This is a genomic window from Streptomyces sp. G45, assembly GCF_049542095.1.
GTDB lineage: Bacteria > Actinomycetota > Actinomycetes > Streptomycetales > Streptomycetaceae > Streptomyces.
Genome location: NZ_JBMUZU010000001.1, coordinates 3111767 through 3138283, shown reverse-complemented (window position 1 = coordinate 3138283; position 26517 = coordinate 3111767). Strand labels below are relative to the sequence as shown.

Sequence of the window (26517 nt, the reverse complement as noted above, 5' to 3'; positions counted from 1 at the left end):
ACCGTCGTCTCGACCTTCTCGCGCCGCCCTCGTCCTGGCCGATGCCGATGAGGCCCGCCCAGTGGCGACCTCCGGGGGCGGCATGCCGGACCACCTCTGCCACCTGGAGACCGGCGCGGAGCCAGTCCGTGATGCGTGGGGCGCGGCCGAGGAGAGGTCTTCTCCGCGAGCGGCCACGCGACCTTGCGCGGCGGGAAGCCCGAAGGCCAGTGGACGGGCCTCTTGGCGGAGGGGGGCTGGGGTGAAGGGGGGGCGAGCCGGGGCCCGTGCGTGGGGGCCCTGGCAGCGAGGTTGAGGAGGGCGTGCCCCTACACGCGCGGGGACCACATGACGCCCATGCCGCAGTATGGGGCGATGGGGAGCCACCCCCGTACGCGCAGGGACCACGCGCTTGGCGATGCAGGACAGGCGGATGACGTGGGGCCACCCCCGCACGCGCGGGGACCACGCGGTGATGCTCTGGCCGCCGCCGTCGGTCGCGGGGCCACCCCCGCACGCGCGGGGACCACACCGCGCTCGGCCTCGGCCTGGTCGCAGGTCTGGGGCCACCCCCGCACGCGCGGGGACCACGAGCCGAAGATGCCGCCCGAGGCCTACCGCACGGGGCCACCCCCGCACGCGCGGGGACCACACCAGCCGGTACGCGGCGGAGTGGTCGCGGGCGGGGCCACCCCCGCACGCGCGGGGACCACCCCCGACGATCCTGCCGATGCTCGGCTTCGACGGGGCCACCCCCGCACGCGCGGGGACCACGTGTGATCACGTGCCGCTCTCCGACATCGACCGGGGCCACCCCCGCACGCGCGGGGACCACTCGGGCACCCACAAGCTCACGACCATGTTCCAGGGGCCACCCCCGCACGCGCGGGGACCACAGGAGCTGACCAGGGGCGTTAGCGCGGCAGGTGCTGGGTTTTGCTCACCTTCGGAGAAACGGACATTTCTCTCCTCGGGTCTTTGGGTAGGGGAGCGCGACCCGTGCTTGTCGAGTGATTCAGCGTGCAAGTCAGGCTACGGCAGGCGCCGTCACCGTTTCGCCCGGCGTGGGCGCCCTGGAAGGTGGTCGTTCGGTTGGCCTCGTGTGTGAGGAACGTGTGGGTCGGTCGCTCGGCGGCCCAGTCATGGGGGAGGCGAAGGCGCAGGGGGTGGCTTCGCATCGTGCTGAGTTGCCGTCAACTGTGTTGCGTATGCGATGACTTAGGGGAAAAGTAGGCGCGAAGGGGCGCGTCGTGCGCTGTGGTGGTCTGGAGGTTGGGCATGGCCGGGACTTCAGGACCGGCGTTCGTACGACACCGGGGCCTCCGTCGACGTACAGAGCGCGTGCACCTCATTATCGGGCAGTTGCAGCGGGTGCTGGGGGGCCGGGATCGCGCGGTGAAGGCGGCAAGGGAGTGCGCTGCAGCAAGGCGGCGAACACCACGGGGCCAGCAGGGCGGGGTCACGGGGAACGGCGCGAGGACCGGTACGCCCGCGTGGGATATCTCTTCGGCCGGAGTGCGGTCGGTGACCTCGCGCGAGTTCGGCCGGAACGGTCAGCGGAAGGCGGCCAAGGTCCACGATGTGAGGGCCCTGCTCGAAGCCGCGCGCAGGGTGCCTGTGAGAAAGCGAGGCTCTTGATGGAAGCCGGGCGAGCGTGACCCACGACGTCATAGCCCTTACCCCCGCCATGCCCGACGCCAAGACGGTGGTGGCGGGGCTGCTCGCCGGTGGGCCCGATCTGGAGGTGCGGACGCTGGCCGAGGGGGCGGTCGTTCAGTTGTGTGCGCCGGACGGGCGCACGCTGGTGTCCGTCGAGGCGCCCGTGCTGGTGCACACGCCGGGGGAGGCCCAGCGGCTGCTCGGTGTGGACGTGTCCGTTCCGGACGGGCCGTTCTGGTGGACGGAGGCCCGTGCCTCCCTCGCCGTGGAGGAGGCCGAGCGGCTGGCGGGATCGTTCGCCGGGCGCCTCGCCACCGTGCTGGGCGGCAGCGTGTGGCCGCCGGGGGCCGCGCACACCGACGTCGTGACCGTCGCCCCGGACGGACCCCTAGGCGAAGCCCCGGGCCCCGCGGTCACGCCCCCCGCCGTCGACGCCCTCACCGACGAGGCCGCCGTCGTCATCCAGGACCGGCCCGTCATCGCCATGAGCACCTGGCTCTCCGACGCCCTGCGCGAGGCCACCGCCGCCGACCGGGCCCTCCAGATCGTCACCCCGCCGCACACCAGGCTCACCCTGCCCGCCCGCCTGGCCCTCCAGGGACACCCGAACCGCTGGGTCGTCCAGCACCCCGACCACGGCTACTACGACGGCCTCTCCGGCGCCGAACTCGACTGGCGCGACGGGGCGTTCGGTCCCATTCGCGACGACGACGGCACGGTCCGGCTGGCCGAAGCCTTCCGGCCCGCGCCCGACGCGGGCGAGCGCCAGCTCATCCTCGGCATCCGCACCCGCCACGACCCCGACGAGGACCTCGTTCTCGGCGGCGCCCTCGACACCGCCTTCCGCCACCTCACCGGCGCACCACCCGCGGGCTTGAGCACGGCCGAGCCGGTGAACCTGCCCTGGTCGCCCCGCCAGCTGACCGCCCTGGCCCGCCGCCGCGCACCCCGGCCCACCTGGCTCATGGCCGTCGGCGGGCCCGCCCGCCCCACCCGCCCCGCCCTCGCCACCCTCGACGTCACCCGCACCCGCGCCGGAGTCGAGGAGGACATCACCCTCGCCGTCGGCCACGGCGCCCAGGACCCGCCCCCCGCCGCCGAGGACATCGCGCGCCTCGCCGAGGCCCTCGCCGCCGAGCACGGCCTGGTGTCGCTGCTGACGTCGCTGCGTTCCGCCCGCCGCGACCTGACCGTGCCCGCGCGGTGGGAGGCCCCGCCGGTCCCGCTCGCGTTCACCCTCGGCCCCGACGCCGTACGTGACATCGGTCTCACCCGCGCCCAGCGCCCGCCGCTCGACGTCGCCCCCGCACGCCTCGGGCCCGCCGCCGCGCCCGCGCTGCACTACCCGCTCGGCGACGGCCGCGACCCCGCTGCCTGGGACGCGTTGCGGGTGCTCACCGGTCACCTCAAGGGGGAGTGAGGCCCCGCGGCGGGGCCCGCGGCGGGCCGGACGCTCGCGCGCGCGGGGCCCGCCCGGCTCCCCCGCAAGGGGCGGAAGTGGGGAAAACCCGGACGCGACGGCGGCTGTCGACCTACTCTCGAGTTGTGCCAGGCGCGCCCGGCCGGGTGCTTGTTGTCGACGACAACAAGGTCATCCGGCAGCTGATCAGGGTCAATCTCGAACTGGAGGGGTTCGAGGTCGTGACCGCGGCTGACGGTGCCGAATGCCTGGACGTCGTGCACCAGGTCCGGCCCGACGTCGTCACCCTCGACGTCGTGATGCCCCGCCTCGACGGCCTGCGCACCGCCGCCCGGCTCCGCTCCGACCCGCGCACGAGCACCCTGCCCCTGGTCGTCGTCAGCGCCTGCACGCAGTACGAGGTGGAGACCGGACTGGACGTCGGCGTCGACGCCTTCCTGGCCAAGCCCTTCGAACCCGCCGAACTCGTCGCGGTCGTACGGCAGTTGATGGCCGGTGACGGGCCCGGACGCGGACCCCTGGGCAGCGGGTGCTCCGGCGGCGGGGAGCGGGCGGGCCACGCCGGAGGCTGAACCGGCCGCCGCGCACCGGCGCCGCACCACAGCACACCGCGGCGCCCCGGCGGGAGCCGGTCCGGGCAGGTTGCTGCAAAAACCCACCGGAGACGGCGCCCCCGCCAGGGATACCCTTGTCCCGTGACCCCCGCCGAGCTCTCCCGCACCGTCCTGCGCGCCATGCGGTGCGCCGTGGACGCCGGTGAGCTTCGCGCGGGCGTGCCCGACCGGGCGCACGTCGAGCGCCCGCGCCCCGGCGGCACCGGGGACTACGCCACCAACCTCGCCCTGCGCGTCGCCCGCGAGGCGGGCCTGCCGCCGCTGCGCGCCGCCGCGATCCTCTCCGCCCGCGTCGCCGCCGAGCCCGGCATCGCGGGCGCCGAGGTCACCGGTCCCGGCTTCGTCAGCATCACCCTGGCCGGGGGAGCGCGGCCGGACTCGTACGGGACGTGCGCGCGCGGGGAGAGCGGTACGGGCACCTGGCGCCCGGCACCGGTCCGCTCGTGCGGCTGCACGCCCCGCACGAGCCGCGCGCCCTCGTCGTCGCCGACGCCGTCCGCCGCGTCCTGCGCTCCCAGGGCGCCGACGTGCGCCTCACCAGCGACGCCGCCCCCGACCCGGCCTGGGAGCGCGTCCTCGGCGTCCAGGTCGACGGCGTCGGGCGGCCCCCGGCGCCCGTGACCACCCTCGCCCCCGTCCCGGCCCCCACCGCCCCCGACCCGCTGCGCCTGGGCCGCGACGCCGGACGCTGGGCCCTGCTGCACCCCGCCGCCCACGACCACCCCCGCACCGGCGACGAGCACCTCGCCCAGCGCGAGACCAACCCCCTGTTCCGCGTCCGGTACGCCCACGCCCGCACCCGGGCCCTCACCCGCAACGCCGCCGCCCTCGGCTTCACCGGCACCCCCGGCGACGTAGCAGACGTAACAGCAGACGTAACAGCAGACGTAACAGCAGACGTAACAGCGACACACGTAACAGCGGCAGACGTAGCAGCGACGGACACGGCAGCTACAGACGCAGCAGCAGAAGAAGAGCTTGTCGGCGCCTTGGGCGACTACCCGTCCGTCCTCGCGCTCGCCGCCCGCCGCCACGAGCCCGACCGGCTCGCCCGGCACCTCGTCCGCACCGCCGACGCCTTCCTCGCGCAGGCGCACCGCGTGCTGCCCCTGGGCGACGAGAAACCCTCGGCCGCCCACCGCTCCCGGCTCGCCCTCGCCGAAGCCGCCGGGACGGTGCTCGCGGGCGGCCTGTCCCTGCTCGGCATCAGCGCGCCCGACCACCTGTAGACGAGAGAGCCCACCACGCCATGAGCCGTTCCGCCCACCCCGCAGGCCCCCGGCACGGAGACGTCCTGCCCGAGGGGCACTACGCCCCGCCGCCCGCCGACCTCAACGCCCTCGACCCCAAGGTCTGGGCCCGCACCGTCGCGCGCGCCGCCGACGGCACCGTCAGCGTCGGCGGCGTCGACGTGGTCCGCCTCGCCGAGGAGTTCGGCACCCCCGCGTACGTCGTCGACGAGGACGACTTCCGCGCCCGCTGCCAGGCCTGGCGCGACGCCTTCGGGCCGGACGCCGACGTGTTCTACGCGGGCAAGGCCTTCCTGTCCCGGGCCGTCGTGCGCTGGCTGCACGAGGAGGGGCTCAACCTCGACGTGTGCTCCGCGGGCGAGCTGGCCACCGCCCTGGCCGCGGGCATGCCCGCCGACCGCATCGCCTTCCACGGCAACAACAAGAGCGTCGACGAGATCGAGCGGGCCGTGCGCGCCGGGGTCGGCCGGATCGTGCTCGACTCCTTCCAGGAGATCGTGCGGGTCGCCCATGTCGCCGACGCGCTCGGGACGCGCCAGCGCGTGCAGATCCGCGTCACCGTCGGCGTCGAGGCGCACACCCACGAGTTCATCGCCACCGCCCACGAGGACCAGAAGTTCGGCCTCGCGCTCGCCGGTGGCCAGGCCGCCGAGGGCGTCCGGCGCGCCCTGAAGCTCGACGGCCTGGAGGTCGTCGGCATCCACAGCCACATCGGCTCGCAGATCTTCGACACCTCCGGGTTCGAGGTGGCCGCCCACCGCGTCGTGGGGCTGCTCGCCGAGATCCGCGACGAGCACGGGATCGAACTGCCCGAGATCGACCTCGGCGGCGGCCTCGGCATCGCGTACACCAGCGACGACGACCCGCGCGAGCCGCGGGAGATCGCCGACGCGCTGCGCGAGATCGTGACGCGGGAGTGCGAGCGGGCCGGGCTGCGGGTGCCCCGGCTCTCCGTCGAGCCGGGCCGCGCCATCGTCGGCCCGACGGCCTTCACGCTGTACGAGGTCGGCACCGTCAAGCCCCTCGAAGGCCTGCGTACGTACGTCTCCGTGGACGGCGGCATGTCGGACAACATCCGCACCGCGCTGTACGACGCCGAGTACAGCGTCGCGCTCGTGTCCCGGTCGTCCGACGCCGAGCCGATGCTCGTCCGCGTCGTCGGCAAGCACTGCGAGAGCGGTGACATCGTGGTGCGGGACGCGTTCCTGCCCGCCGACGTCGCGCCCGGCGACCTGATCGCCGTGCCCGCGACCGGCGCGTACTGCCGCTCCATGGCGAGCAACTACAACCACGCCCTGCGACCCCCGGTCGTCGCGGTGAAGGACGGCGCGGCCCGCGTCATCGTGCGCCGCGAGACGGAGGAGGACCTGCTGCGCCTCGACGTCGGGTGACACCCGGCACCGGCGTCGGGTGACACCCGGCACCGTCGCACCCGGTTCGTGGCCGCCATGTCTCACGATCCGGACTTTGGTCAGAAACACCGTTCCGGTGGGTGAGACTGGACCCACCGTACTTGGAGAAGGAAACGAGGTCGGATGATGCGTACGCGTCCGCTGAAGGTGGCGCTGCTGGGCTGTGGGGTCGTCGGCTCAGAGGTGGCGCGCATCATGACGACGCACGCCGCCGACCTCACGGCCAGGATCGGCGCCCCGGTGGAGCTCGCCGGGGTCGCCGTCCGGCGGCCCTCCAAGGTCCGCGCGGGCATCGACCCGGCGCTCGTCACCACGGACGCGACCGCGCTGGTCAAACGCGGGGACATCGACGTCGTGGTCGAGGTCATCGGCGGCATCGAGCCCGCCCGCACGCTCATCACCACCGCCTTCGAGCACGGCGCCTCCGTCGTCTCCGCGAACAAGGCGCTCATCGCCCAGGACGGCGCGGCCCTGCACGCCGCCGCCGAGCAGCACGGACGTGATCTTTATTACGAGGCGGCCGTCGCCGGGGCGATCCCGCTGATCAGGCCGCTGCGCGAGTCCCTCGCGGGCGACAAGGTCAACCGCGTCCTGGGCATCGTGAACGGCACCACCAACTTCATCCTCGACAAGATGGACTCCACGGGCGCGGGCTACCAGGAGGCCCTCGACGAGGCCACCGCCCTCGGGTACGCCGAGGCCGACCCGACCGCCGACGTGGAGGGCTTCGACGCCGCCGCCAAGGCCGCGATCCTCGCCGGGATCGCCTTCCACACGCGGGTGCGGCTCGACGACGTCTACCGCGAGGGCATGACCGAGGTCACCGCCGCCGACTTCGCGTCCGCGAAGCGCATGGGCTGCACCATCAAGCTGCTCGCCATCTGCGAGCGGGCCGCCGACGGCGGGTCCGTCACCGCCCGCGTGCACCCGGCGATGATCCCGCTCAGCCACCCGCTGGCCTCCGTCCGCGAGGCGTACAACGCGGTCTTCGTGGAGGCCGAGGCCGCCGGGCAGCTGATGTTCTACGGCCCCGGGGCGGGCGGCGCGCCCACCGCGTCCGCCGTCCTCGGCGACCTGGTCGCGGTCTGCCGCAACAAGCTCGGCGAGTCCACCGGACCCGGCGACTCCGCGTACACGCAGCTGCCCGTGAGCTCCATGGGCGAGGTCGTCACGCGGTACCACATCAGCCTCGACGTGGCCGACAAGCCGGGCGTGCTCGCCCAGGTCGCGACGGTCTTCGCCGAGCACGGTGTCTCGATCGACACCGTCCGTCAGACGGGCAAGGACGGCGAGGCGTCCCTCGTTGTCGTCACCCACCGCGCGCCCGACGCCGCCCTCAGCGGGACCGTCGCGGCGTTGCGTCGACTCGACACCGTGCGTGGTGTCGCCAGCATCATGCGGGTTGAAGGGGAGTAAGCAGCAATGACCCACCAGTGGCGCGGAATCATCGAGGAGTACCGGGACCGGCTGCCCGTCTCCGCCACCACGCCCGTCGTGACGCTCCGCGAGGGCGGCACGCCGCTCGTGCCCGCGCAGGTGCTGTCCGAGCGCACGGGGTGCGAGGTCCACCTCAAGGTCGAGGGCGCCAACCCGACGGGGTCCTTCAAGGACCGCGGCATGACCATGGCGATCACCAAGGCCAAGGAGGAGGGCGCGAAGGCCGTCATCTGCGCCTCCACCGGCAACACGTCGGCCTCCGCGGCCGCCTACGCCGTACGGGCCGGGATGGTCTGCGCGGTCCTGGTGCCGCAGGGCAAGATCGCCCTCGGCAAGATGGGCCAGGCGCTCGTCTACGGCTCGAAGATCCTCCAGGTCGACGGCAACTTCGACGACTGCCTGAACCTGGCCCGCGGCCTGTCCGAGAACTACCCGGTCGCCCTGGTCAACTCGGTCAACCCGTTCCGCATCGAGGGCCAGAAGACCGCCTCCTTCGAGATCGTGGACGCCCTCGGCGACGCCCCCGACCTGCACGTCCTGCCGGTCGGCAACGCGGGCAACATCACGGCCTACTGGAAGGGCTACAAGGAGTACGCCGCCGAGGGACCGGCCACCCGTACGCCCCGCATGTGGGGCTTCCAGGCCTCCGGCTCGGCGCCCATCGTGCGCGGCGAGGTCGTGAAGGACCCCTCGACCATCGCCACCGCGATTCGCATTGGCAACCCCGCGTCGTGGCAGCACGCGCTCGCCGCGCGCGACGAGTCTGGCGGCCTCATCGACGAGGTGACGGACCGTGAGATCCTGCGCGCCTACAAGCTGTTGGCGTCCCAGGAGGGCGTGTTCGTCGAGCCCGCCTCGGCCGCCTCGGTCGCCGGTCTGCTGAAGGCCGCCGAACAGGGCAAGGTCGACCAGGGCCAGCGCATCGTCTGCACGGTCACCGGCAACGGCCTCAAGGACCCGGACTGGGCGGTCGCGGGAGCGCCGCAGCCGGTCACGGTCCCGGTGGACGCGGCCGCGGCGGCGGAGCGGCTGGGCCTGGCCTGAGGGGGGCGGGGCCCGGGGGTTCTGGGCTTCTGGGAGGTTCTGGGGCTTCTGGAGGGGGCACTCGACCCGTTCCAGGGGCCTGTGCCGCGCTCCCCGCCGGTAAGGCGTCACACGTTCGGCCGTTCGTCCGGACGTGGCGCGACATCGGCCCCGCGGTTTGGCGCCGTGCCACCACCGGCGTAACGTTCGGCGCCTGGCCTGGTGCTATGGCCGGGGGGCCGGTCCGACCGGCCGGTCGCCCGGTGACGCCGGGCAAACCTCTCAACTCGGCACAGGGGGTGCACAGGGGGCTCGCGACACGCATCGTGCGCCTCCTGTGCGCCCTATGTCGCCGCAGAACCTTCCTTCGATAGGCTGTAGCGAACCCGCCCCGCCGCATATGCCGCGGTGCCGCTCGCCGAAGCGGCCTTCGGGTGCTGCCGTCCGTCAGTGGTCGAGGCCGGTCGAAGCTGGGCCAAGCCAGTGAGAGCTACTTGGAGCCAGTGGGAGCCAGCCGAAGCCGGTCGAGATCCGTCGGGGCGGCAGGTCCGCCACAAATCGCAGCTCAAGGAGAGTCATCGAGCGATGGCCGGTCCCGCGTTCCGCGCCGCCGCCGTCAGGGTGCGCGTCCCCGCCACCAGCGCCAACCTCGGCCCGGGCTTCGACGCCCTCGGCCTGTCGCTGGGGCTCTACGACGACGTGGTGGTCCGCGTCGCCGACTCCGGCCTGGGCATCGACATCGCGGGCGAGGGCAGCGACACCCTCCCGCGCGACGAGTCCCACCTGCTCGTACGCTCCCTGCGCACCGCGTTCGACCTGCTCGGCGGGCAGCCGCGGGGCCTGGAGATCGTCTGCGCCAACCGCATCCCGCACGGCCGCGGCCTCGGCTCCTCGTCCGCCGCCATCTGCGCGGGCATCGTCGCCGCGCGCGCCGTGACCATAGGCGGCGAGGCCAAGCTCGACGACGCGGCGCTCCTGGAACTCGCGACCGAGATCGAGGGCCACCCGGACAACGTCGCCGCCTGCCTGCTCGGCGGCTTCACACTCTCCTGGATGGACGGCTCCGCCGCCCACGCCATCAGGATGGATCCCGCCGATTCCATCGTTCCGGTGGTTTTCGTGCACGGGAAGCCCGTCCTCACCGAAACCGCCCGCGGACTGCTGCCGCGCACCGTCCCGCACGTGGACGCGGCCGCCAACGCGGGCCGGGCGGCCCTGCTCGTCGAGGCCTTGACCAGGCGCCCCGAGCTGCTGCTGCCCGCCACCGAGGACCGCCTGCACCAGGAGTACCGCGCCCCGGCCATGCCCGAGAGCGCCGCCCTGGTGGAGCGCCTGCGCGCCGACGGCGTGCCCGCGGTGATCTCCGGCGCCGGACCCACGGTCCTCGCGCTGGTCGACGACAGTGCGGCCGACAAGGTCGCACGCCTTGCGGGCGAGGGCTGGGCCGCCAACCGCCTGGCACTCGACCACGCGGGGGCGAGCGTGCTGCCGCTCACTCCCTGACACAGCGACACAGCGACACCAGTTACACAGCGACACCAGCGGCACGGCTACACCAGCGACACAGCTGCACAGCGACACAGGTGCACAGCGACACCAGCGAGACAGCTACAGAGCGACACCAGCTACACCAGCGGCACAGCGAGAGTCACGCGAATCCGGGGCGCCCCGGATTTGGAGAGGGGGAATGTTTGTTGGATCCGGTAGTGTTAACCTCAAGTCTGCACCCGACCCCACCATGGCGAGGTGCTTTGTGTCCCCGTCCGGGACATCCATCCTTCCGGGAGCCTCCCAAACTGCTTGGTGCATCGCACTGAGCGGTGCCGAGCACGCTCCGGAACCGGCGTGACCGAGCCGAGTGACCACGCACCTGAAGTGGCCCGGCATCGGGAAGCGCCACCATCTGTGAATTCTTCCGCCGCGTTGGCGGACCACCGCCCCGGCACGGTCCACACACCAAGGACCGCCGGACAGCACAACCGGTCGCCGAGCCAGACAGGCCGACGTCCGCTCCAGGGAAGGACCCTTCGTGAGCGACACCACCGATCTGATGGGCGTGACTGCCGACACGCCCGCCACGGACGCCTCTGCGGCGCCTGCCACCGGTGCTTCGGCCGGGTCCCGGCGGCGCCGCGGCACCGGCCTTGAGGGCATGGTGCTGGCGGAACTGCAGCAGGTCGCATCCGGCCTCGGAATCAAGGGCACCGCGCGGATGCGCAAGAGCCAGTTGATCGAGGTCATCAAGGAGGCGCAGGCCGCTGGGGGAGCCCCGGCCAAGAGCGCCGCCCCCGCCGCCGATGCCGCGGACACCAAGCCGAAGCGCCGCGCCACCTCCCGCGCGCGCACCGGCGACGCCGCCGACAAGGCGGAGAAGGCCGACAAGGCCGCCAAGGCGACGGACAAGGCCCCGGCCAAGACCGAGGCGGCCCAGCAGCAGATCGACATCCCCGGCCAGCCGTCCCCCAAGGCCTCGGCCGCGCTCGACCAGGGAGCCGCCCCCGCCGAGGACAAGGCGGGCGGCCGCACCCGCCGCCGCGTCACCGCCGAGGCGGGCAGCCCCGAGACCGTGACCGCCGAGGCCAAGGCCGACGCGGGCGCCGTCAAGACGGAGCAGCAGACCGACACCAAGACGGACCGCGCCGACAAGGCCGACCGCGGCGACAAGGGCGACTCCGGCGACGGCGGCGAGGGCCGCCAGGGCCGCCGCGACCGCCAGGGCCGCGGCCGCGACCGCGACCGCCGGGGCAACAAGGGCGACGACCAGCAGGGCGGCGGCAACCGCAAGGAGCAGGGCGGCGGCCGCCAGCAGGACGACGGCTTCGACGAGGACGGCGGCGGGCGCCGCGGGCGCCGCGGCCGGTACCGCGACCGCCGTGGCCGCCGCGGCCGCGACGACTTCGCGGGCGAGCCGCAGCTGTCCGAGGACGACGTCCTGATCCCCGTCGCGGGCATCCTGGACATCCTCGACAACTACGCGTTCATCCGTACGTCGGGCTACCTCCCCGGGCCGAACGACGTCTACGTCTCCCTCGCCCAGGTCCGCAAGAACGGCCTGCGCAAGGGCGACCACGTCACGGGCGCGGTGCGCCAGCCCAAGGACGGCGAGCGCCGCGAGAAGTTCAACGCCCTGGTGCGCCTGGACTCCGTCAACGGCATGGCGCCCGAATCCGGGCGCGGGCGGCCGGAGTTCAACAAGCTGACGCCCCTCTACCCGCAGGACCGGCTCCGCCTGGAGACCGACCCGGGCGTCCTGACGACCCGCATCATCGACCTCGTCTCGCCCATCGGCAAGGGCCAGCGCGGTCTGATCGTGGCCCCGCCGAAGACCGGCAAGACCATGATCATGCAGGCGGTCGCCAACGCGATCACGCACAACAACCCCGAGTGCCACCTGATGGTCGTCCTCGTCGACGAGCGTCCGGAAGAGGTCACCGACATGCAGCGGTCGGTCAAGGGCGAGGTCATCTCCTCGACCTTCGACCGCCCGGCCGAGGACCACACCACGGTCGCCGAGCTGGCCATCGAGCGCGCCAAGCGCCTGGTGGAGCTGGGCCACGACGTGGTCGTGCTGCTCGACTCGATCACCCGCCTGGGCCGCGCGTACAACCTCGCCGCCCCGGCCTCCGGCCGCATCCTGTCCGGTGGTGTCGACTCCACGGCCCTCTACCCGCCCAAGCGGTTCTTCGGCGCCGCGCGCAACATCGAGGACGGCGGCTCGCTGACCATCCTCGCCACCGCGCTCGTCGACACCGGCTCCCGCATGGACGAGGTGATCTTCGAGGAGTTCAAGGGCACCGGCAACATGGAGCTGAAGCTCGACCGGAAGCTCGCCGACAAGCGCATCTTCCCCGCGGTGGACGTCGACGCGTCCGGCACCCGCAAGGAGGAGATCCTGCTCGGCGGCGAGGAGCTGGGCATCGTGTGGAAGCTGCGCCGGGTGCTGCACGCGCTCGACCAGCAGCAGGCCATCGAACTCCTCCTGGACAAGATGAAGCAGACGAAGTCGAACGCCGAATTCCTGCTCCAGATCCAGAAGACGACCCCCGCGCCGGGCAACGGAAACGACTAACGGGCCGGGGCGCCTCCCGCTGGCGGGGCGCCCTGAGCGGGCTGACCCAAGGGGCCGCTGCCGTCGCACGACGGCAGCGGCCCCTTGGGCTCTCTCCGGCCGGTCACGGTCATCCGGGACAGTCCGCGGCCGCGGCGAAGAGATCTTGGCCACACGCCCAAGACGTTCTTGTGATCACTGCCCGTAGCGTCGGCGTGGAGGAAATCGCAGGTCGGGGGCGCTGTGGACGGCATGGCGTGCACGCAGCGTACGCAGTGCGCACCGGGGCGAGCACAGGGTGCTGTGCAACCCTTCTTTCGGATTTCACGTCTGACCAACGACGGAAGCCACGCCTGACCCTGAAAGCAGGGGGTAGCCGACCGACGAGGACTGAGGAGCGCATGACCGACGAGAGCAGGCCAGGGGACGCGAAGCCGAAGCACCGCGGCAAGCGCGGCCGGCGCCGCAAGCCGCGCAGCGCCCGCAGGAAGGCGCTCGTCATATCCGCCTGGACCGCGGCGGGCGTGGTCGTCCTCGGCGGCACCGGCCTCGGCTACGTCTACTTCAAGCTCAACGGCAACATCAAGGGCGTCGACATCAACGCCGCGCTCGGCACCGACCGGCCCGACGACATCGACAACGGCTCCCTCGACATCCTCGTCCTCGGCTCCGACTCCCGCTCCGGCAAGAACGCCAAGTACGGCAAGGACGAGGGCGGCGCCCGCTCCGACACCGCGATGGTCGTCCACGTCTACAAGGGCCACAAGAAGGCCAGCGTGGTCTCCATACCGCGCGACACCCTCATCACCCGGCCCGAGTGCCAGTCCCGGGACGACGAGAGCAGGACCGACCCGGGCGGAACCCGCCAGATGTTCAACACGGCGTACGAGGTCGGCGGCCCGGCCTGCGCGGTGAAGACCGTCGAGAAGATGTCCGGCATCCGCATGGACCACTACATCGAGGTCGACTTCACGGGCTTCAAGAAGCTCATCGACACCCTCGGCGGCGTGGAGATCACCACCAAGCAGCCGATCAAGGACAAGGACAGCCACCTCGACCTCCCGGCCGGTGCGCACAAGCTCGACGGCGAGCAGGCCCTCGGCCTGGTCCGCACCCGGCACGGCGTTGGCGACGGCAGCGACCTCGGCCGCATCCAGCTCCAGCAGGCCTTCATCAAGGCCCTGATCAACCGGGTCAAGGACATCGACCTCTTCGGCAACCCGAAGAAGCTCTACGACCTCGCGGACGCCTCGACCAGCGCCATCACCGCCGACTCCGACCTGGACACGGTCAAGGACTTGGCGAGCTTCGCCAACGGCCTCAAGGGCATCGGCGCGGGCGACATGAAGATGGTCACGATGCCCGTCCTGTACGACCCGGCGGACCGCAACCGCGTCATCCCCCTCGAAGAGGCCGACCAGCAGGTCTGGGACGCCCTCAAGGCGGACCGGCCGATCCCCAAGTCGGCCACGGAGAAGTCCGCGGGCGACAAGGGCGCCGCGGGCAAGGTCGTGACCAGCGACTGAGCCCGCGCGGCGGCCCGTACGAGCCCCGAGGCGGACCCGGGAATACTCCGGGGCCCACCCCGGTTTGGGCAGATGCGGCCGGTCCTGGCAGACTGGTACGTCGGCCCCGGTTCACGCACCCGCAGCCCGCGCGTGCGACCCGGCGCCCTCCCGAAACTAGGAGACACCTTGAAGCGCGACATCCACCCCGAGTACGTCGAGACGCAGGTGAGCTGCACCTGCGGCGCGTCGTTCACCACCCGCAGCACGATCTCCGGCGGCACCATCCGTGCCGAGGTCTGCTCCGAGTGCCACCCGTTCTACACGGGCAAGCAGAAGATCCTCGACACCGGTGGCCGCGTGGCCCGCTTCGAGGCCCGCTTCGGCAAGGCTGCCGGCTCCGCCAAGAAGTAGCGAGCCAACTGCGCCGGTCTCCGGCCGCCCTCGCCCAGGGGGTGGCCGGGACCGGCGTTTGCCGTCTGTCGCCCAAGCAGCCCTTCCCGCGAGACGACCTCGCGGACCGAAAATCCAGGAGCCCGAGATGTTCGAGGCGGTCGAGGAACTGACCGGCGAGCACGCCGATCTGGAGCGGAAGCTCGCCGACCCTTCGGTCCACGCCGACCAGGCCAACGCGCGCAAGCTCAACAAGCGCTACGCCGAGCTGACCCCGATCGTCGCGACGTACCGCACCTGGAAGCAGCTCGGCGACGACATCGACACCGCGCGCGAGCTGGCGGCCGAGGACCCGGACTTCGCCGCCGAGGTCAAGGAGCTGACCGAGCGCCGCGAGGAGGCCACCGAGAAGCTGCGCCTGCTGCTCGTGCCCCGCGACCCCAGCGACGACAAGGACGTCATCCTGGAGATCAAGGCGGGCGCGGGCGGCGACGAGTCCGCGCTGTTCGCGGGCGACCTGCTGCGCATGTACCTGCGGTACGCCGAGCGCGTCGGCTGGAAGACCGAGATCATCGACGCCACCGAGTCCGAGCTGGGCGGCTACAAGGACGTCCAGGTCGCCGTGAAGACCAAGGGCGGCCAGGGCGCCACCGAGCCCGGCCAGGGCGTCTGGGCCCGGCTGAAGTACGAGGGCGGCGTGCACCGCGTGCAGCGCGTGCCCGCGACCGAGTCGCAGGGCCGCATCCACACCTCCGCCGCCGGTGTCCTGGTGACGCCCGAGGCCGAGGAGATCGACGTCGAGATCAACCCGAACGACCTCAGGATCGACGTCTACCGCTCGTCCGGCCCCGGCGGCCAGTCCGTCAACACCACCGACTCCGCGGTGCGCATCACGCACATCCCCACCGGCGTCGTCGCCTCCTGCCAGAACGAGAAGAGCCAGCTCCAGAACAAGGAGCAGGCCCTGCGCATCCTGCGCTCCCGGCTGCTCGCGGCGGCCCAGGAGGAGGCCGAGAGCAAGGCCGCGGACGCCCGCCGTAGCCAGGTCCGCACCGTCGACCGCTCCGAGAAGATCCGCACCTACAACTTCCCGGAAAACCGCATCTCCGACCACCGCGTCGGCTTCAAGGCGTACAACTTGGACCAGGTGCTCGACGGCGACCTCGACGCGGTCATCCAGGCCTGCGTCGACGCGGACTCCGCCGCGAAGCTCGCGGCCGCGTAAGCGCCTTTCGTACGTATGGACCGGCTGGAGGACGCACAGTGAACCTGCTGCTCGCCGAGGTGGCCCAGGCCACCCAGCGCCTTGCCGACGCCGGCGTGCCCTCGCCGCGCAACGACGCCGAGGAGCTCGCCGCCTTCGTGCACGGCGTGAAACGGGGCGAGCTGCACTCCGTCAAGGACGCGGACTTCGACGCCCGCTACTGGGAGGCCGTCGCGCGCCGCGAGGCCCGCGAACCGCTCCAGCACATCACCGGCCGGGCCTTCTTCCGGTACCTGGAGCTCCAGGTGGGCCCCGGCGTCTTCGTGCCGCGGCCGGAGACGGAGTCCGTCGTCGGCTGGGCCATAGACGCCGTCCGCGCGATGGACGTCGTGGAGCCGCTCATCGTCGACCTGTGCACCGGCAGCGGGGCCATCGCCCTCGCGCTCGCGCAGGAGGTGCCGCGCTCGCGGGTGCACGCCGTCGAACTGTCCGAGGACGCGCTCGTCTGGACCCGCAAGAACGTCGAGGGCTCCAGGGTCAGCCTGCACGCGGGTGACGCCCTGACGGCCCTGCCGCAGCTCGACGGCCAGGTCGACCTGGTCATCTCCAACCCCCCGTACATCCCGCTCACGGAGTGGGAGTACGTTGCGCCCGAGGCCCGGGACTACGATCCGGACCTCGCCCTGTTCTCCGGCGAGGACGGCCTCGACCTGATCCGCGGCATCGAGCGCACCGCGCACCGGCTGCTCAGGCCCGGCGGCGTCGTCGTCATCGAGCACGCCGACACGCAGGGCGGCCAGGTGCCGTGGATCTTCACCGAGGAGCGGGGCTGGGCCGACGCGGCCGACCACCCCGACCTGAACAACCGGCCGCGCTTCGCGACCGCCCGCAAGGCGCTGCCGTGACCACGGCCGCGACGAAGAAGACGATGTACGAGTACGTGTGCGAGGAGGCCCGCTAGATGGCACGGCGATACGACACCAACGACGCGACCGACCGCGCGACGGGTCTGCGCGAGGCCGCGTCCGCCGTCCGCCGTGGCGAGCTGGTCGTGCTGCCCACGGACACCGTGTACGGCGTCGGCGCGGACGCCTTCAGCCCGGAGGCCGTCGCCGACCTGCTCGACGCCAAGGGCCGCGGCCGGAGCATGCCGACCCCCGTCCTCATCGGCTCCCCGAACACCCTGCACGGCCTCGTCACGGACTTCTCCGAGGCCGCCTGGGAGCTGGTCGACGCCTTCTGGCCGGGCGCCCTCACCCTCGTCGCCCGGCAGCAGCCCTCGCTCCAGTGGGACCTCGGGGACACCCGCGGCACCGTCGCCATCCGCATGCCGCTGCACCCCGTCGCCATCGAGCTGCTCACCGACGTCGGCCCCATGGCGGTCTCCTCCGCCAACCTCACCGGCCACCCCGCGCCCGAGGACTGCGACGCCGCCCAGGACATGCTCGGCGACGCGATCTCCGTCTACCTGGACGGCGGCCCCACGCCCGGCATCGTGCCCTCCTCCATCGTCGACGTGACCGGGAAGGTCCCCGTCCTGCTGCGCACGGGGGCCCTCGACGCGGACGAGCTGCGCAAGGTCGTCCCCGACCTTGAGGTGGCCAGTTCGACCGCCCCTGAGACGGGGCGTGGCATAGCGGGCCTGGCGGACCCGGTCCACGGGTACTCCGGTTCCCCGGCGTCTTCCGCATCCTCCACGTCAGCACCGGCAACGTCTGCCGCTCGCCGATCACCGAGCGGCTCACCCGGCACGCCCTCGCCGACCGGCTCGGCGACCCGGGCGCCGGGGGGCTCGTCGTGGAGAGCGCGGGCACCTGGGGGCACGAGGGCGCGCCCATGGAGACCAACGCCGAGACCGTCCTCGCGGACTTCGGCGCGGACGCCTCCGGCTTCGTGGGGCGCGAGCTGCTCGACGACCACGTCATCCGGGCCGACCTGGTGCTCACGGCGACCCGCGACCACCGGGCGCAGGTCATCTCCATGGGGCACTCGGCGGGGCTGCGCACCTTCACCCTGAAGGAGTTCACCCGGCTGGTGCGGGCCATAGACCCCGCGACCCTGCCCGACCCCTCCGGGGACGACGGGGTCGTCGAGCGGGCCCGCGCGCTGGTGCGGGCGGCCGCCGCCCTGCGCGGCTGGCTGCTCGCCCCGAGCGTCGAGGCCGACGAGGTGTACGACCCCTACGGGGCGCCCCTGCCCTTCTTCCGCTCCGTCGGCGGCGAGATCCAGCAGGCACTGGACCCGGTGGTGACGGCACTGACGGGCGTACCGGCGCGGTAGCCCTCGCGGGGGGGCGCCCCAGACCCACCCCTTCACCGAAACCATGGGGCTCCGCCCCTGGCACCCCCGTCCATCGGCCTTCGGCCTCGTCCTCAAACGCCGGACGGGCTGAAACTCTGCCGCGACCGGCAGGATCCAGCCCGTCCGGCGTTTGAGGACGAGGCGCGAAGCGCCAATCAAGCGGTGCCGGGCGCCCACGCCAGGAAGGGGCGGGTCTGGGGCGCCCCCGCGAGGGACACCGCGCGCACCGGCATCCCCGGCCCTACATTGGGAGAATGAGGACGCCCCCGGCGGCGGCGTACGCGGCGCTGCGCCAGCAGGACCCGGAGCTGGCCGAGGTCCTGCTCGGCGAGGCCACGCGCCAGTCGACCTCCCTCCAGCTGATCGCCGCCGAGAACTTCACGTCCGGCGCGGTCCTCACGGCCCTGGGCTCCCCCTGGCGAACAAGTACGCCGAGGGCTACCCCGGCGCCCGCCACCACGGCGGCTGCGAGTTCGTGGACGTCGCCGAGCGGATCGCCACGGACCGCGCGAAGGCCCTGTTCGGCGCCGAGCACGCGAACGTGCAGCCGCACTCCGGCTCCGCCGCGGTGCTCGCGACGTACGCCGCGCTGCTGCGCCCGGGCGACACGGTCCTCGCGATGGGCCTGACCCACGGCGGCCACCTCACGCACGGGTCACCGGCGAACTTCTCCGGCCGCTGGTTCGACTTCGTCGGCTACGGCCTCGACCCGGAGACCGGGCTCATCGACTACGACCAGGTGCGGGACCTGGCGCGGGCCCACCGTCCGAAGGCGATCGTGTGCGGTTCCATCGCCTATCCCCGGCACATCGACTACGCGGCGTTCCGGGCCGTGGCCGACGACGTGGGCGCCCATCTGATCGCCGACGCCGCCCACCCCCTCGGCCTGGTCGCGGGCGGCGCGGCGCCCAACCCGGTGCCGTACGCGGACGTGGTCTGCGGCACCACGCACAAGGTGCTGCGGGGCCCGCGCGGCGGCCTCGTCCTGTGCGGCGCCGAACTGGCCGAGCGCGTCGACCGGGCGGTGTTCCCGTTCACCCAGGGGGCGCGCAGATGCACACGATCGCGGCGAAGGCGGTGGCGTTCGGCGAGGCGGCGACGCCCGCCTTCACCGCGTACGCGCACCAGGTCGTCGCCAACGCGCGGGTGCTCGCGGACGCGCTGGCCGCCGAGGGCTTCGGCATCAGCACCGGCGGCACGGACACGCACCTGATCCTCGCCGACCCCGCGCCGCACGGGGTGACCGCGCGGGAGGCGCGGGGGCGGCTGGCCGCGGCGGGCCTGGTGCTCGACACGTGCGCGCTGCCGCACGGCGACGGGCGGGGGCTGAGACTCGGCACGGCGGCGGTCACCACGCAGGGCATGCGGGAGGCGGAGATGGCGCGGATCGCGGCGCTGTTCGCGGCGGCGGTCCGGGAGGAGGACACGGTGCGCGACCAGGTGACGGACCTCGCGGGTGGTTTTCCGCCGTATCCCGTCGGCGGGACGGCCGAGATCGCGCCGCTGTAGCGGTCTTGTGCAACGATCCTCGCTACCCAGGCGTCCCCAACCTTATGCACGCGAAGCTAGGGTGTGAGGCTGAGATGGCCAGCGATACCTGTGGGGAAGCCCGTGCGTGAATATCTGCTGACGCTCTGCATCACGGCCGCGGTGACCTATCTGCTGACCGGCCCGGTGCGGAAGTTCGCGATCGTGGCCGGTGCCATGCCGGAGATCCGCGCACGCGACGTGCACCGGGAGCCGACGCCCCGGCTCGGCGGTATCGCGATGTTCTTCGGCCTCTGCGCGGGCCTCCTGGTCGCCGACCACCTGCCCAATCTCAACGAGGTGTTCACGAAGTCGAACGAGCCGCGCGCGCTGCTCTCCGGCGCCGCCCTGATCTGGCTCATCGGCGTCCTGGACGACAAGTTCGAGATCGACGCGCTGATCAAGCTCGGCGGCCAGATGATCGCCGCGGGCGTCATGGTCGTCCAGGGCCTGACCATCCTGTGGCTGCCCGTCCCGGGCTACGGCACGGTCTCGCTGACCCAGTGGCAGGGCACCCTCCTGACCGTCGCCCTGGTGGTCATCACCATCAACGCCGTCAACTTCGTCGACGGCCTCGACGGCCTCGCGGCGGGCATGGTGTGCATCGCCGCCGCGGCGTTCTTCATGTACGCCTACCGGATCTGGTACGGGTACGGGATCGAGGCCGCCGCCCCGGCCACGCTCTTCGCGGCCATCCTCATGGGCATGTGCCTGGGCTTCCTGCCGCACAACATGCACCCGGCCCGGATCTTCATGGGCGACTCGGGGTCCATGCTGATCGGCCTGGTGCTCGCCGCCGGTGCCATCTCCATCACCGGGCAGGTCGACCCGGACGCCATGAAGCTGAACCTCGGCGGCAGCTCCCGCGACGCGACGCACGCGATGCTCCCGGTCTTCATCCCGCTGCTGATGCCGCTGACGATCATCGCGATCCCGTTCGCGGACCTGGTGCTCGCCATCGTGCGCCGCACCTGGAAGGGCCAGTCCCCGTTCGCCGCGGACCGCGGGCACCTGCACCACCGGCTCCTTGAGGTCGGCCACTCGCACAGCCGGGCCGTGCTGATCATGTACTTCTGGTCGGCGCTGATCGCCTTCGGCACCGTCGCGTACTCGGTGCACTCGACGAACATGTGGATCCTGCTGATGATCGTCGCGCTCAGCGCGGTCGGTCTGGTCCTGCTCCTGCTGCCCCGGTTCACGCCGCACACGCCCGGCTGGGCCGAGGGCTTCGTACCGCCGCGCTACCGCCGCAGGAAGGCGGCCCTGGCGGCCGAGGCGGCCGCTGCCGGGCCCGCCGACACCTCGTACGAGGAACGCGTGGCCACCGAGGCGTCCGGGGCGGCTGAGGCGGCTGAGGGCGCGGGGACGGCGGAGGCGACGGGCACCGCGGGGACGGCGGGGAGGAGCGGGAAGGCGTGGCGCGGGCCGCGGTCGGCGCGGGCGTCAACGGCGCGACGGCGATCGGCACCCGCTCGCGCTTCCAGGATTGGCGCAAGGCCGGTTCGTCGCGTTGACGCCGGGCGGCAAACCCGCCCAATACCAGACGAGTTGCCCGCGCGCATGCACAGACGCGCGGATTAACTCTCATGTGTGACAGCGAGCACACCGGACAGGTAAAGACCTCATCAAATAGTTTGTGATACGGTTCACGAGACCCGGCGACACCGCCGAAGGACCGTAGTGCGACGGTCTCTTGGCCTCAGGGCCTCGCCCGGCTCGGGTCTACGCTCGTCCATGACGACACCCTGCCCCCATCAGTTAGCGGAGTTGCCGCCATGCCGTCTCAAGACACCCGGACTCTCCTGGAGTCCGCCGTGCCCGCCGCTGCCACCGGCGCGATCATCGCCGTGGTCAGTGGCGTGGTCTCCGGTGGCAAGGGAGCCCTCGGCGCGGTCGTCGGCACCCTGGTGGTCATCGCCTTCATGGGGCTCGGTCTCGTCGTCCTGCAGCGGACGGCAAAATCGCTTCCGCAACTGTTCCAGGCGATGGGCATGATGCTCTACGTCGCCCAGTTGCTCCTCCTTCTCATCTTCATGGGGCTGTTCAAGGACACGACCTTGTTCAACCCGAAGGTCTTCGCGCTCTCCCTCGCCGTGTCGACCGTCGTCTGGATGGCGGCGCAGGCCCGCTCGCACATGAAGGCCAAGATCTTCTACGTCGATCCTGAACCTGAACGCGCCCCCGCGGCCACCTCCGAGAAGAGTGACAAGCCGGAGAAGTCCGGGTCTTCGACGTGAGAGGTAGGGCCGGGATAAATGCCCGTTCGAGATGCTGCTATCGTCCGGTGCCAACTGCGGCACTGCAGGCGCGGGCATCTGAGCTGACGCCTGCATCATCGCGAGGCTCGATGCCTGACAGCCGCCCCCACGTCCGAAACACCAGTCCGGTGCCGTTCCGCGGCCCTGCGCCGCGCCGACACGACAACGAGGTTGCCGTACCCATGCTTCACGCCGAAGGAGCCCGCGGTGAGTGCTGAACAAACTGAGCTCGCCTTTGACTGGAGCTGTCGGATCATGTCCGACAACGGCTGTGGCTTCCCGGCTCCGGGCCTGCACTCGTTCCTCTTCAAGCCGATGTTCGAGGTCGGCGGGTTCGAGTTCAACAAGGTCATGCTGCTCGCCCTGATCACCACGGCGCTCGTGGTCACCTTCTTCTACGCCGCTTTCGGCAAGGCGAAGCTGGTTCCGGGCAAGCTCCAGATGATCGGTGAGGCGGGCTACGACTTCGTCCGCCGCGGCATCGTGTACGAGACCATGGGCAAGAAGGAGGGCGAGAAGTACGTCCCCCTGATGGTCTCGCTGTTCTTCTTCATCTGGCTGATGAACATCTGGTCGGTCATTCCGCTGGCCCAGTTCCCGGTCTCCTCGGTCATCGCCTACCCGTTCGTCCTCGCGGGCATTGTCTACCTGGTCTGGGTGCCCCTGACGTTCAAGCGCCACGGCTTCGTCGGCGGCTGGAAGAACATCACCGGCTACGACAACTCGCTCGGCCCGATCAAGTGGCTCGTCGCGTTCATCGAGTTCTTCTCGAACCTCCTGGTGCGTCCCTTCACGCACGCGGTGCGACTCTTCGCCAACATGTTCGCCGGTCACCTGATGCTGGTGATGTTCACCGTCGCCTCCTGGTACCTGCTGAACAGCTGGATGATCCCGGCGGCCGGTGTCTCCTTCGTGATGACCATCGCCATGATCGGCTTCGAACTCTTCGTGCAGGCCGTCCAGGCGTACGTCTTCGTGCTCCTCGCCTGCTCGTACATCCAGGGCGCAGTCGCCGAACACCACTGAGCCCCTGCAACTCCCCCCAAGCGCCCGGTGGCCAACCCCCACCGGTCCATGAAAGAGAAGGAAGTAACGGCATGTCCGCGACTCTTGAGCTCGCCGCCCTCCAGGGTGACATCAAGGCCCTCGGCTCCATCGGCTACGGCCTCGCGGCCATCGGCCCCGGCATCGGCGTCGGCATCGTCTTCGGTAAGGGCACCGAGGCGCTCGCCCGCCAGCCCGAGGCCGCCGGTCTGATCCGTGCCAACCAGATCCTCGGTTTCGCCTTCTGTGAGGCGCTCGCCCTCATCGGCATCGTCATGCCGTTCGTCTACGGCTCCTGAGTGCCGCAGACGAATAGCCCCGTTCGACGAAAGGCACTGATGTGATCGCCAACCTGGTACAGCTGGCGTCCGAGGGGGAGGAGCAGAACCCGCTCATTCCCCGGGCCCCGAGCTGCTCGTCGGCACCATCGCCTTCGCCATCGTTTTCTTCTTCTTCTGGAAGAAGCTCCTCCCGAACATCAACAAGGTTCTCGAGGAGCGCCGGGAGGCGATCGAAGGCGGTATCGAGAAGGCCGAGGCCGCCCAGACCGAGGCCCAGAGCGTCCTTGAGCAGTACAAGGCCCAGCTCGCCGAGGCCCGGCACGAGGCCGCGCGGCTGCGCCAGGAGGCGCAGGAGCAGGGCGCCCAGCTCATCGCCGAGATGCGGGCCGAGGGCCAGCGGCAGCGCGAGGAGATCGTCGCCGCCGGTCACGCCCAGATCGAGGCCGACCGCAAGGCCGCCGCGCAGGCGCTGCGCCAGGACGTCGGCCAGCTGGCCACCGAACTGGCGGGCAAGCTGGTCGGCGAGTCCCTTGAGGACCACGCCCGCCAGAGCCGCACCATCGACCGCTTCCTCGACGAGCTCGACGCGAAGGCGACGAAGGCCGAGGCGGCTCGATGACAGCGCATGGAGCGAGCCGCGAGGCCCTGGTGGCCGCGCGCGAGCGCCTCGACGCGCTGACGGACAACACCGCGGTCGACGCGAAGCGGCTCGCGGACGAGCTGGCCGCCGTCACCGCGCTGCTCGACCGCGAGGTCTCGCTGCGTCGGGTCCTCACCGACCCGGCGCAGTCCGGGGAGGCCAAGGCCGAGCTCGCCGGGCGCCTGCTCGGCGGCAAGGTCGGCGGCGAGACCGCGGACCTGGTCGCGGGCATGGTGCGCTCCCGCTGGTCCGCCCCGCGCGACCTGGTGGACGCCCTGGAGGAGCTGGCCGACGTCGCCGACCTGACCGCCGCGCAGAAGTCGGGCGCGCTGGACACGGTCGAGGACGAGCTGTTCCGCTTCGGGCGGATCGTGGCGTCGAGCACGGAGCTGCGGGCCGCGCTCACCGACCGCGCCGCGACCGCGGCCGCCAAGAGCGAGCTGCTGCGCGGCCTGCTCGGCGGCCGGGCGAACGCCGCCACGGAGCGTCTGGTCACCCGTCTTGTGGCCGCGCCGCGGGGACGTAGCCTGGAAGCGGGACTCGAGTCCCTCTCCAAGCTGGCCGCGGACCGCCGCGAGCGCATGGTGGCCGTCGTGACGTCGGCCGTACCGCTCTCGGACCAGCAGAAGGAGCGGCTCGGCGCGTCACTCGCCCGGATCTACGGGCGGCAGATGCACCTGAACCTCGACGTGGACCCCGAGGTCCTGGGCGGGATCCGGGTGCAGGTGGGCGACGAGGTCATCAACGGCTCCATCGCGGACCGCATCGAGGACGCGCACCGCCGCATGGCGGGCTAGTAACTCAACAAGCAAGACCGAACGGCCCGAGTTGGGCCGTGCAGAGGATTCACCTCTTACAGGGGGAGTCCCCATCCCCCCAAGTGAAACTTCGGGCCCAACAAGGAGAGCAGGGAACCCAGATGGCGGAGCTCACGATCCGGCCGGAGGAGATCCGGGACGCGCTGGAGAACTTTGTCCAGGCGTACAAGCCGGACGCGGCCTCGCGCGAGGAGGTCGGTACGGTCACCCTGGCCGGCGATGGCATCGCGAAGGTCGAGGGCCTGCCCTCGGCCATGGCCAACGAACTGCTGAAGTTCGAGGACGGCACCCTCGCCCTGGCGCTGAACCTCGAAGAGCGCGAGATCGGTTCGATCATCCTCGGTGAGTTCAGCGGCATCGAGGAGGGCCAGTCGGTGCAGCGCACCGGCGAGGTCCTGTCCGTCGCGGTGGGCGAGGGCTACCTCGGCCGCGTCGTCGACCCGCTCGGCAACCCGATCGACGGCCTCGGCGACATCGAGACGTCCGGCCGCCGCGCCCTCGAACTGCAGGCCCCCACGGTCATGCAGCGCAAGTCGGTGCACGAGCCGATGGAGACCGGCTACAAGGCCGTCGACGCCATGACCCCGATCGGCCGCGGCCAGCGCCAGCTGATCATCGGTGACCGCCAGACCGGCAAGACCGCCCTGGCCGTCGACACGATCATCAACCAGCGCGACAACTGGCGCTCGGGCGACGTGAACAAGCAGGTCCGCTGCATCTACGTCGCCATCGGCCAGAAGGGCTCCACCATCGCGTCCGTGCGCGGCGCCCTGGAGGAGGCCGGCGCGCTGGAGTACACGACCATCGTCGCCGCCCCGGCGTCCGACCCGGCGGGCTTCAAGTACCTGGCCCCCTACACCGGCTCGGCCATCGGCCAGCACTGGATGTACGAGGGCAAGCACGTCCTCATCATCTTCGACGACCTCTCGAAGCAGGCCGACGCCTACCGCGCCGTGTCCCTGCTGCTCCGCCGCCCGCCGGGGCGCGAGGCCTACCCGGGTGACGTCTTCTACCTGCACTCCCGCCTCCTGGAGCGCTGCGCCAAGCTCTCCGACGAGATGGGCAAGGGCTCGATGACCGGTCTGCCGATCGTCGAGACCAAGGCGAACGACGTGTCGGCGTTCATCCCGACCAACGTCATCTCCATCACCGACGGCCAGTGCTTCCTGGAGTCGGACCTGTTCAACGCCGGTCAGCGGCCCGCCCTGAACGTCGGTATCTCCGTCTCCCGAGTCGGTGGTTCCGCGCAGCACAAGGCGATCCGCCAGGTGTCGGGCCGTCTGCGCGTGGACCTCGCCCAGTTCCGCGAGCTGGAGGCGTTCGCCGCCTTCGGTTCCGACCTGGACGCCGCCTCGAAGGCGCAGCTGGAGCGCGGCCAGCGCATGGTCGAGCTGCTGAAGCAGGCCCAGTACCAGCCGATGGCCACCGAGGACCAGGTCGTCTCCATCTGGGCCGGCACCACCGGCAAGATGGACGACGTCCCCGTCGCCGACATCCGCCGCTTCGAGAAGGAGCTGCTTGAGTACCTGCACCGCAAGGAGCAGGGCCTGCTCACCTCCATCAAGGAGGGCGGCAAGATGTCGGACGACACCATCACCGCCATCGGTGACGCCGTCGCCGAGTTCAAGAAGCAGTTCGAGACCTCGGACGGCAAGCTTCTCGGCGAGGACGCTCCGGCCGCCGCCAAGTGACGTAAGGAAGGGA

Annotated in this window: 17 protein-coding genes, 5 pseudogenes and 1 CRISPR repeat array; all 22 genes and pseudogenes read left to right on the top strand. The window is 71.7% G+C overall.

Annotation, left to right across the window (positions count from 1 at the left end; genetic code table 11):
- Positions 1 to 358 precede the first annotated feature (358 nt).
- A CRISPR array of direct repeats spans positions 359 to 875; the repeat unit is 29 nt; unit sequence GGGGCCACCCCCGCACGCGCGGGGACCAC.
- 758 nt (positions 876 to 1633) lie between these two features.
- The 22 genes and pseudogenes from ACOBQU_RS12505 to atpA all read left to right on the top strand — a co-directional run bounded on the left by ACOBQU_RS12505 (position 1634) and on the right by atpA (position 26504).
- Positions 1634 to 3058, top strand: a complete 1425-nt coding sequence (locus tag ACOBQU_RS12505; protein WP_423626642.1) for a DUF6177 family protein — start codon at positions 1634 to 1636, stop codon at positions 3056 to 3058.
- A 77-nt stretch (positions 3059 to 3135) separates the two neighbouring features.
- Positions 3136 to 3630 carry a response regulator gene (locus ACOBQU_RS12500; protein ID WP_423626640.1) on the top strand — a complete coding sequence of 165 codons (495 nt, stop codon included), beginning with the start codon at positions 3136 to 3138 and terminating at the stop codon, positions 3628 to 3630.
- 123 nt (positions 3631 to 3753) lie between these two features.
- Positions 3754 to 4901: pseudogene (nrtL, locus tag ACOBQU_RS12495) on the top strand (ArgS-related anticodon-binding protein NrtL).
- 20 nt (positions 4902 to 4921) lie between these two features.
- Positions 4922 to 6313, top strand: coding sequence for a diaminopimelate decarboxylase (gene lysA, locus ACOBQU_RS12490; protein ID WP_423626639.1), 1392 nt, complete (start codon positions 4922 to 4924; stop codon positions 6311 to 6313).
- A 144-nt stretch (positions 6314 to 6457) separates the two neighbouring features.
- Positions 6458 to 7750 (top strand): homoserine dehydrogenase, encoded by a 1293-nt coding sequence (locus ACOBQU_RS12485; protein ID WP_423626637.1) that lies wholly within the window; start codon positions 6458 to 6460, stop codon positions 7748 to 7750.
- A gap of 6 nt (positions 7751 to 7756) precedes the next feature.
- Positions 7757 to 8815, top strand: coding sequence for a threonine synthase (thrC, locus tag ACOBQU_RS12480; RefSeq protein ID WP_423626635.1), 1059 nt, complete (start codon positions 7757 to 7759; stop codon positions 8813 to 8815).
- A 564-nt stretch (positions 8816 to 9379) separates the two neighbouring features.
- The gene (gene thrB, locus ACOBQU_RS12475; protein ID WP_423626633.1) at positions 9380 to 10297 is read left to right on the top strand and encodes a homoserine kinase; all 918 of its coding nucleotides are present in this window, start codon (positions 9380 to 9382) and stop codon (positions 10295 to 10297) included.
- A 526-nt stretch (positions 10298 to 10823) separates the two neighbouring features.
- Positions 10824 to 12863 (top strand): transcription termination factor Rho, encoded by a 2040-nt coding sequence (rho, locus tag ACOBQU_RS12470; protein ID WP_423626631.1) that lies wholly within the window; start codon positions 10824 to 10826, stop codon positions 12861 to 12863.
- 380 nt (positions 12864 to 13243) lie between these two features.
- The gene (locus ACOBQU_RS12465) at positions 13244 to 14368 is read left to right on the top strand and encodes an LCP family protein (protein WP_423626629.1); all 1125 of its coding nucleotides are present in this window, start codon (positions 13244 to 13246) and stop codon (positions 14366 to 14368) included.
- A gap of 168 nt (positions 14369 to 14536) precedes the next feature.
- Positions 14537 to 14761, top strand: coding sequence for a 50S ribosomal protein L31 (gene rpmE / locus ACOBQU_RS12460; RefSeq protein WP_030361197.1), 225 nt, complete (start codon positions 14537 to 14539; stop codon positions 14759 to 14761).
- Positions 14762 to 14888: 127 nt separating this feature from the next.
- Entirely contained in the window at positions 14889 to 15965 is a 1077-nt protein-coding gene (gene prfA, locus ACOBQU_RS12455) for a peptide chain release factor 1 (protein WP_423626628.1), read from the top strand.
- 38 nt (positions 15966 to 16003) lie between these two features.
- Positions 16004 to 16849 carry a peptide chain release factor N(5)-glutamine methyltransferase gene (prmC, locus tag ACOBQU_RS12450; protein WP_423626626.1) on the top strand — a complete coding sequence of 282 codons (846 nt, stop codon included), beginning with the start codon at positions 16004 to 16006 and terminating at the stop codon, positions 16847 to 16849.
- Between the two features lie 56 nt (positions 16850 to 16905).
- Positions 16906 to 17550 (top strand): annotated as a pseudogene (locus tag ACOBQU_RS12445) (L-threonylcarbamoyladenylate synthase); the annotation flags it as partial.
- A 27-nt stretch (positions 17551 to 17577) separates the two neighbouring features.
- A pseudogene (locus tag ACOBQU_RS12440) lies at positions 17578 to 18224 on the top strand (protein-tyrosine-phosphatase).
- Between the two features lie 275 nt (positions 18225 to 18499).
- Positions 18500 to 19754 (top strand): annotated as a pseudogene (glyA, locus tag ACOBQU_RS12435) (serine hydroxymethyltransferase).
- 102 nt (positions 19755 to 19856) lie between these two features.
- Positions 19857 to 21353 (top strand): MraY family glycosyltransferase, encoded by a 1497-nt coding sequence (locus tag ACOBQU_RS12430; protein ID WP_423626624.1) that lies wholly within the window; start codon positions 19857 to 19859, stop codon positions 21351 to 21353.
- Between the two features lie 194 nt (positions 21354 to 21547).
- Complete coding sequence (locus tag ACOBQU_RS12425; RefSeq protein WP_423626623.1) at positions 21548 to 22009, top strand: hypothetical protein; 462 nt, start codon at positions 21548 to 21550, stop codon at positions 22007 to 22009.
- A 276-nt stretch (positions 22010 to 22285) separates the two neighbouring features.
- Positions 22286 to 23056, top strand: coding sequence for a F0F1 ATP synthase subunit A (gene atpB / locus ACOBQU_RS12420; protein WP_423626621.1), 771 nt, complete (start codon positions 22286 to 22288; stop codon positions 23054 to 23056).
- Between the two features lie 71 nt (positions 23057 to 23127).
- The gene (gene atpE / locus ACOBQU_RS12415) at positions 23128 to 23373 is read left to right on the top strand and encodes an ATP synthase F0 subunit C (RefSeq protein ID WP_016643250.1); all 246 of its coding nucleotides are present in this window, start codon (positions 23128 to 23130) and stop codon (positions 23371 to 23373) included.
- 41 nt (positions 23374 to 23414) lie between these two features.
- Positions 23415 to 23974 (top strand): annotated as a pseudogene (locus tag ACOBQU_RS12410) (F0F1 ATP synthase subunit B).
- Positions 23971 to 24792, top strand: a complete 822-nt coding sequence (locus tag ACOBQU_RS12405; RefSeq protein WP_423626619.1) for a F0F1 ATP synthase subunit delta — start codon at positions 23971 to 23973, stop codon at positions 24790 to 24792. The pseudogene ACOBQU_RS12410 and the gene ACOBQU_RS12405 overlap by 4 nt, the downstream one beginning before the upstream one ends.
- A gap of 122 nt (positions 24793 to 24914) precedes the next feature.
- On the top strand, positions 24915 to 26504 hold the full coding sequence (atpA, locus tag ACOBQU_RS12400) for a F0F1 ATP synthase subunit alpha (protein WP_423626617.1): 1590 nt from the start codon (positions 24915 to 24917) through the stop codon (positions 26502 to 26504).
- Positions 26505 to 26517: the final 13 nt, after the last annotated feature.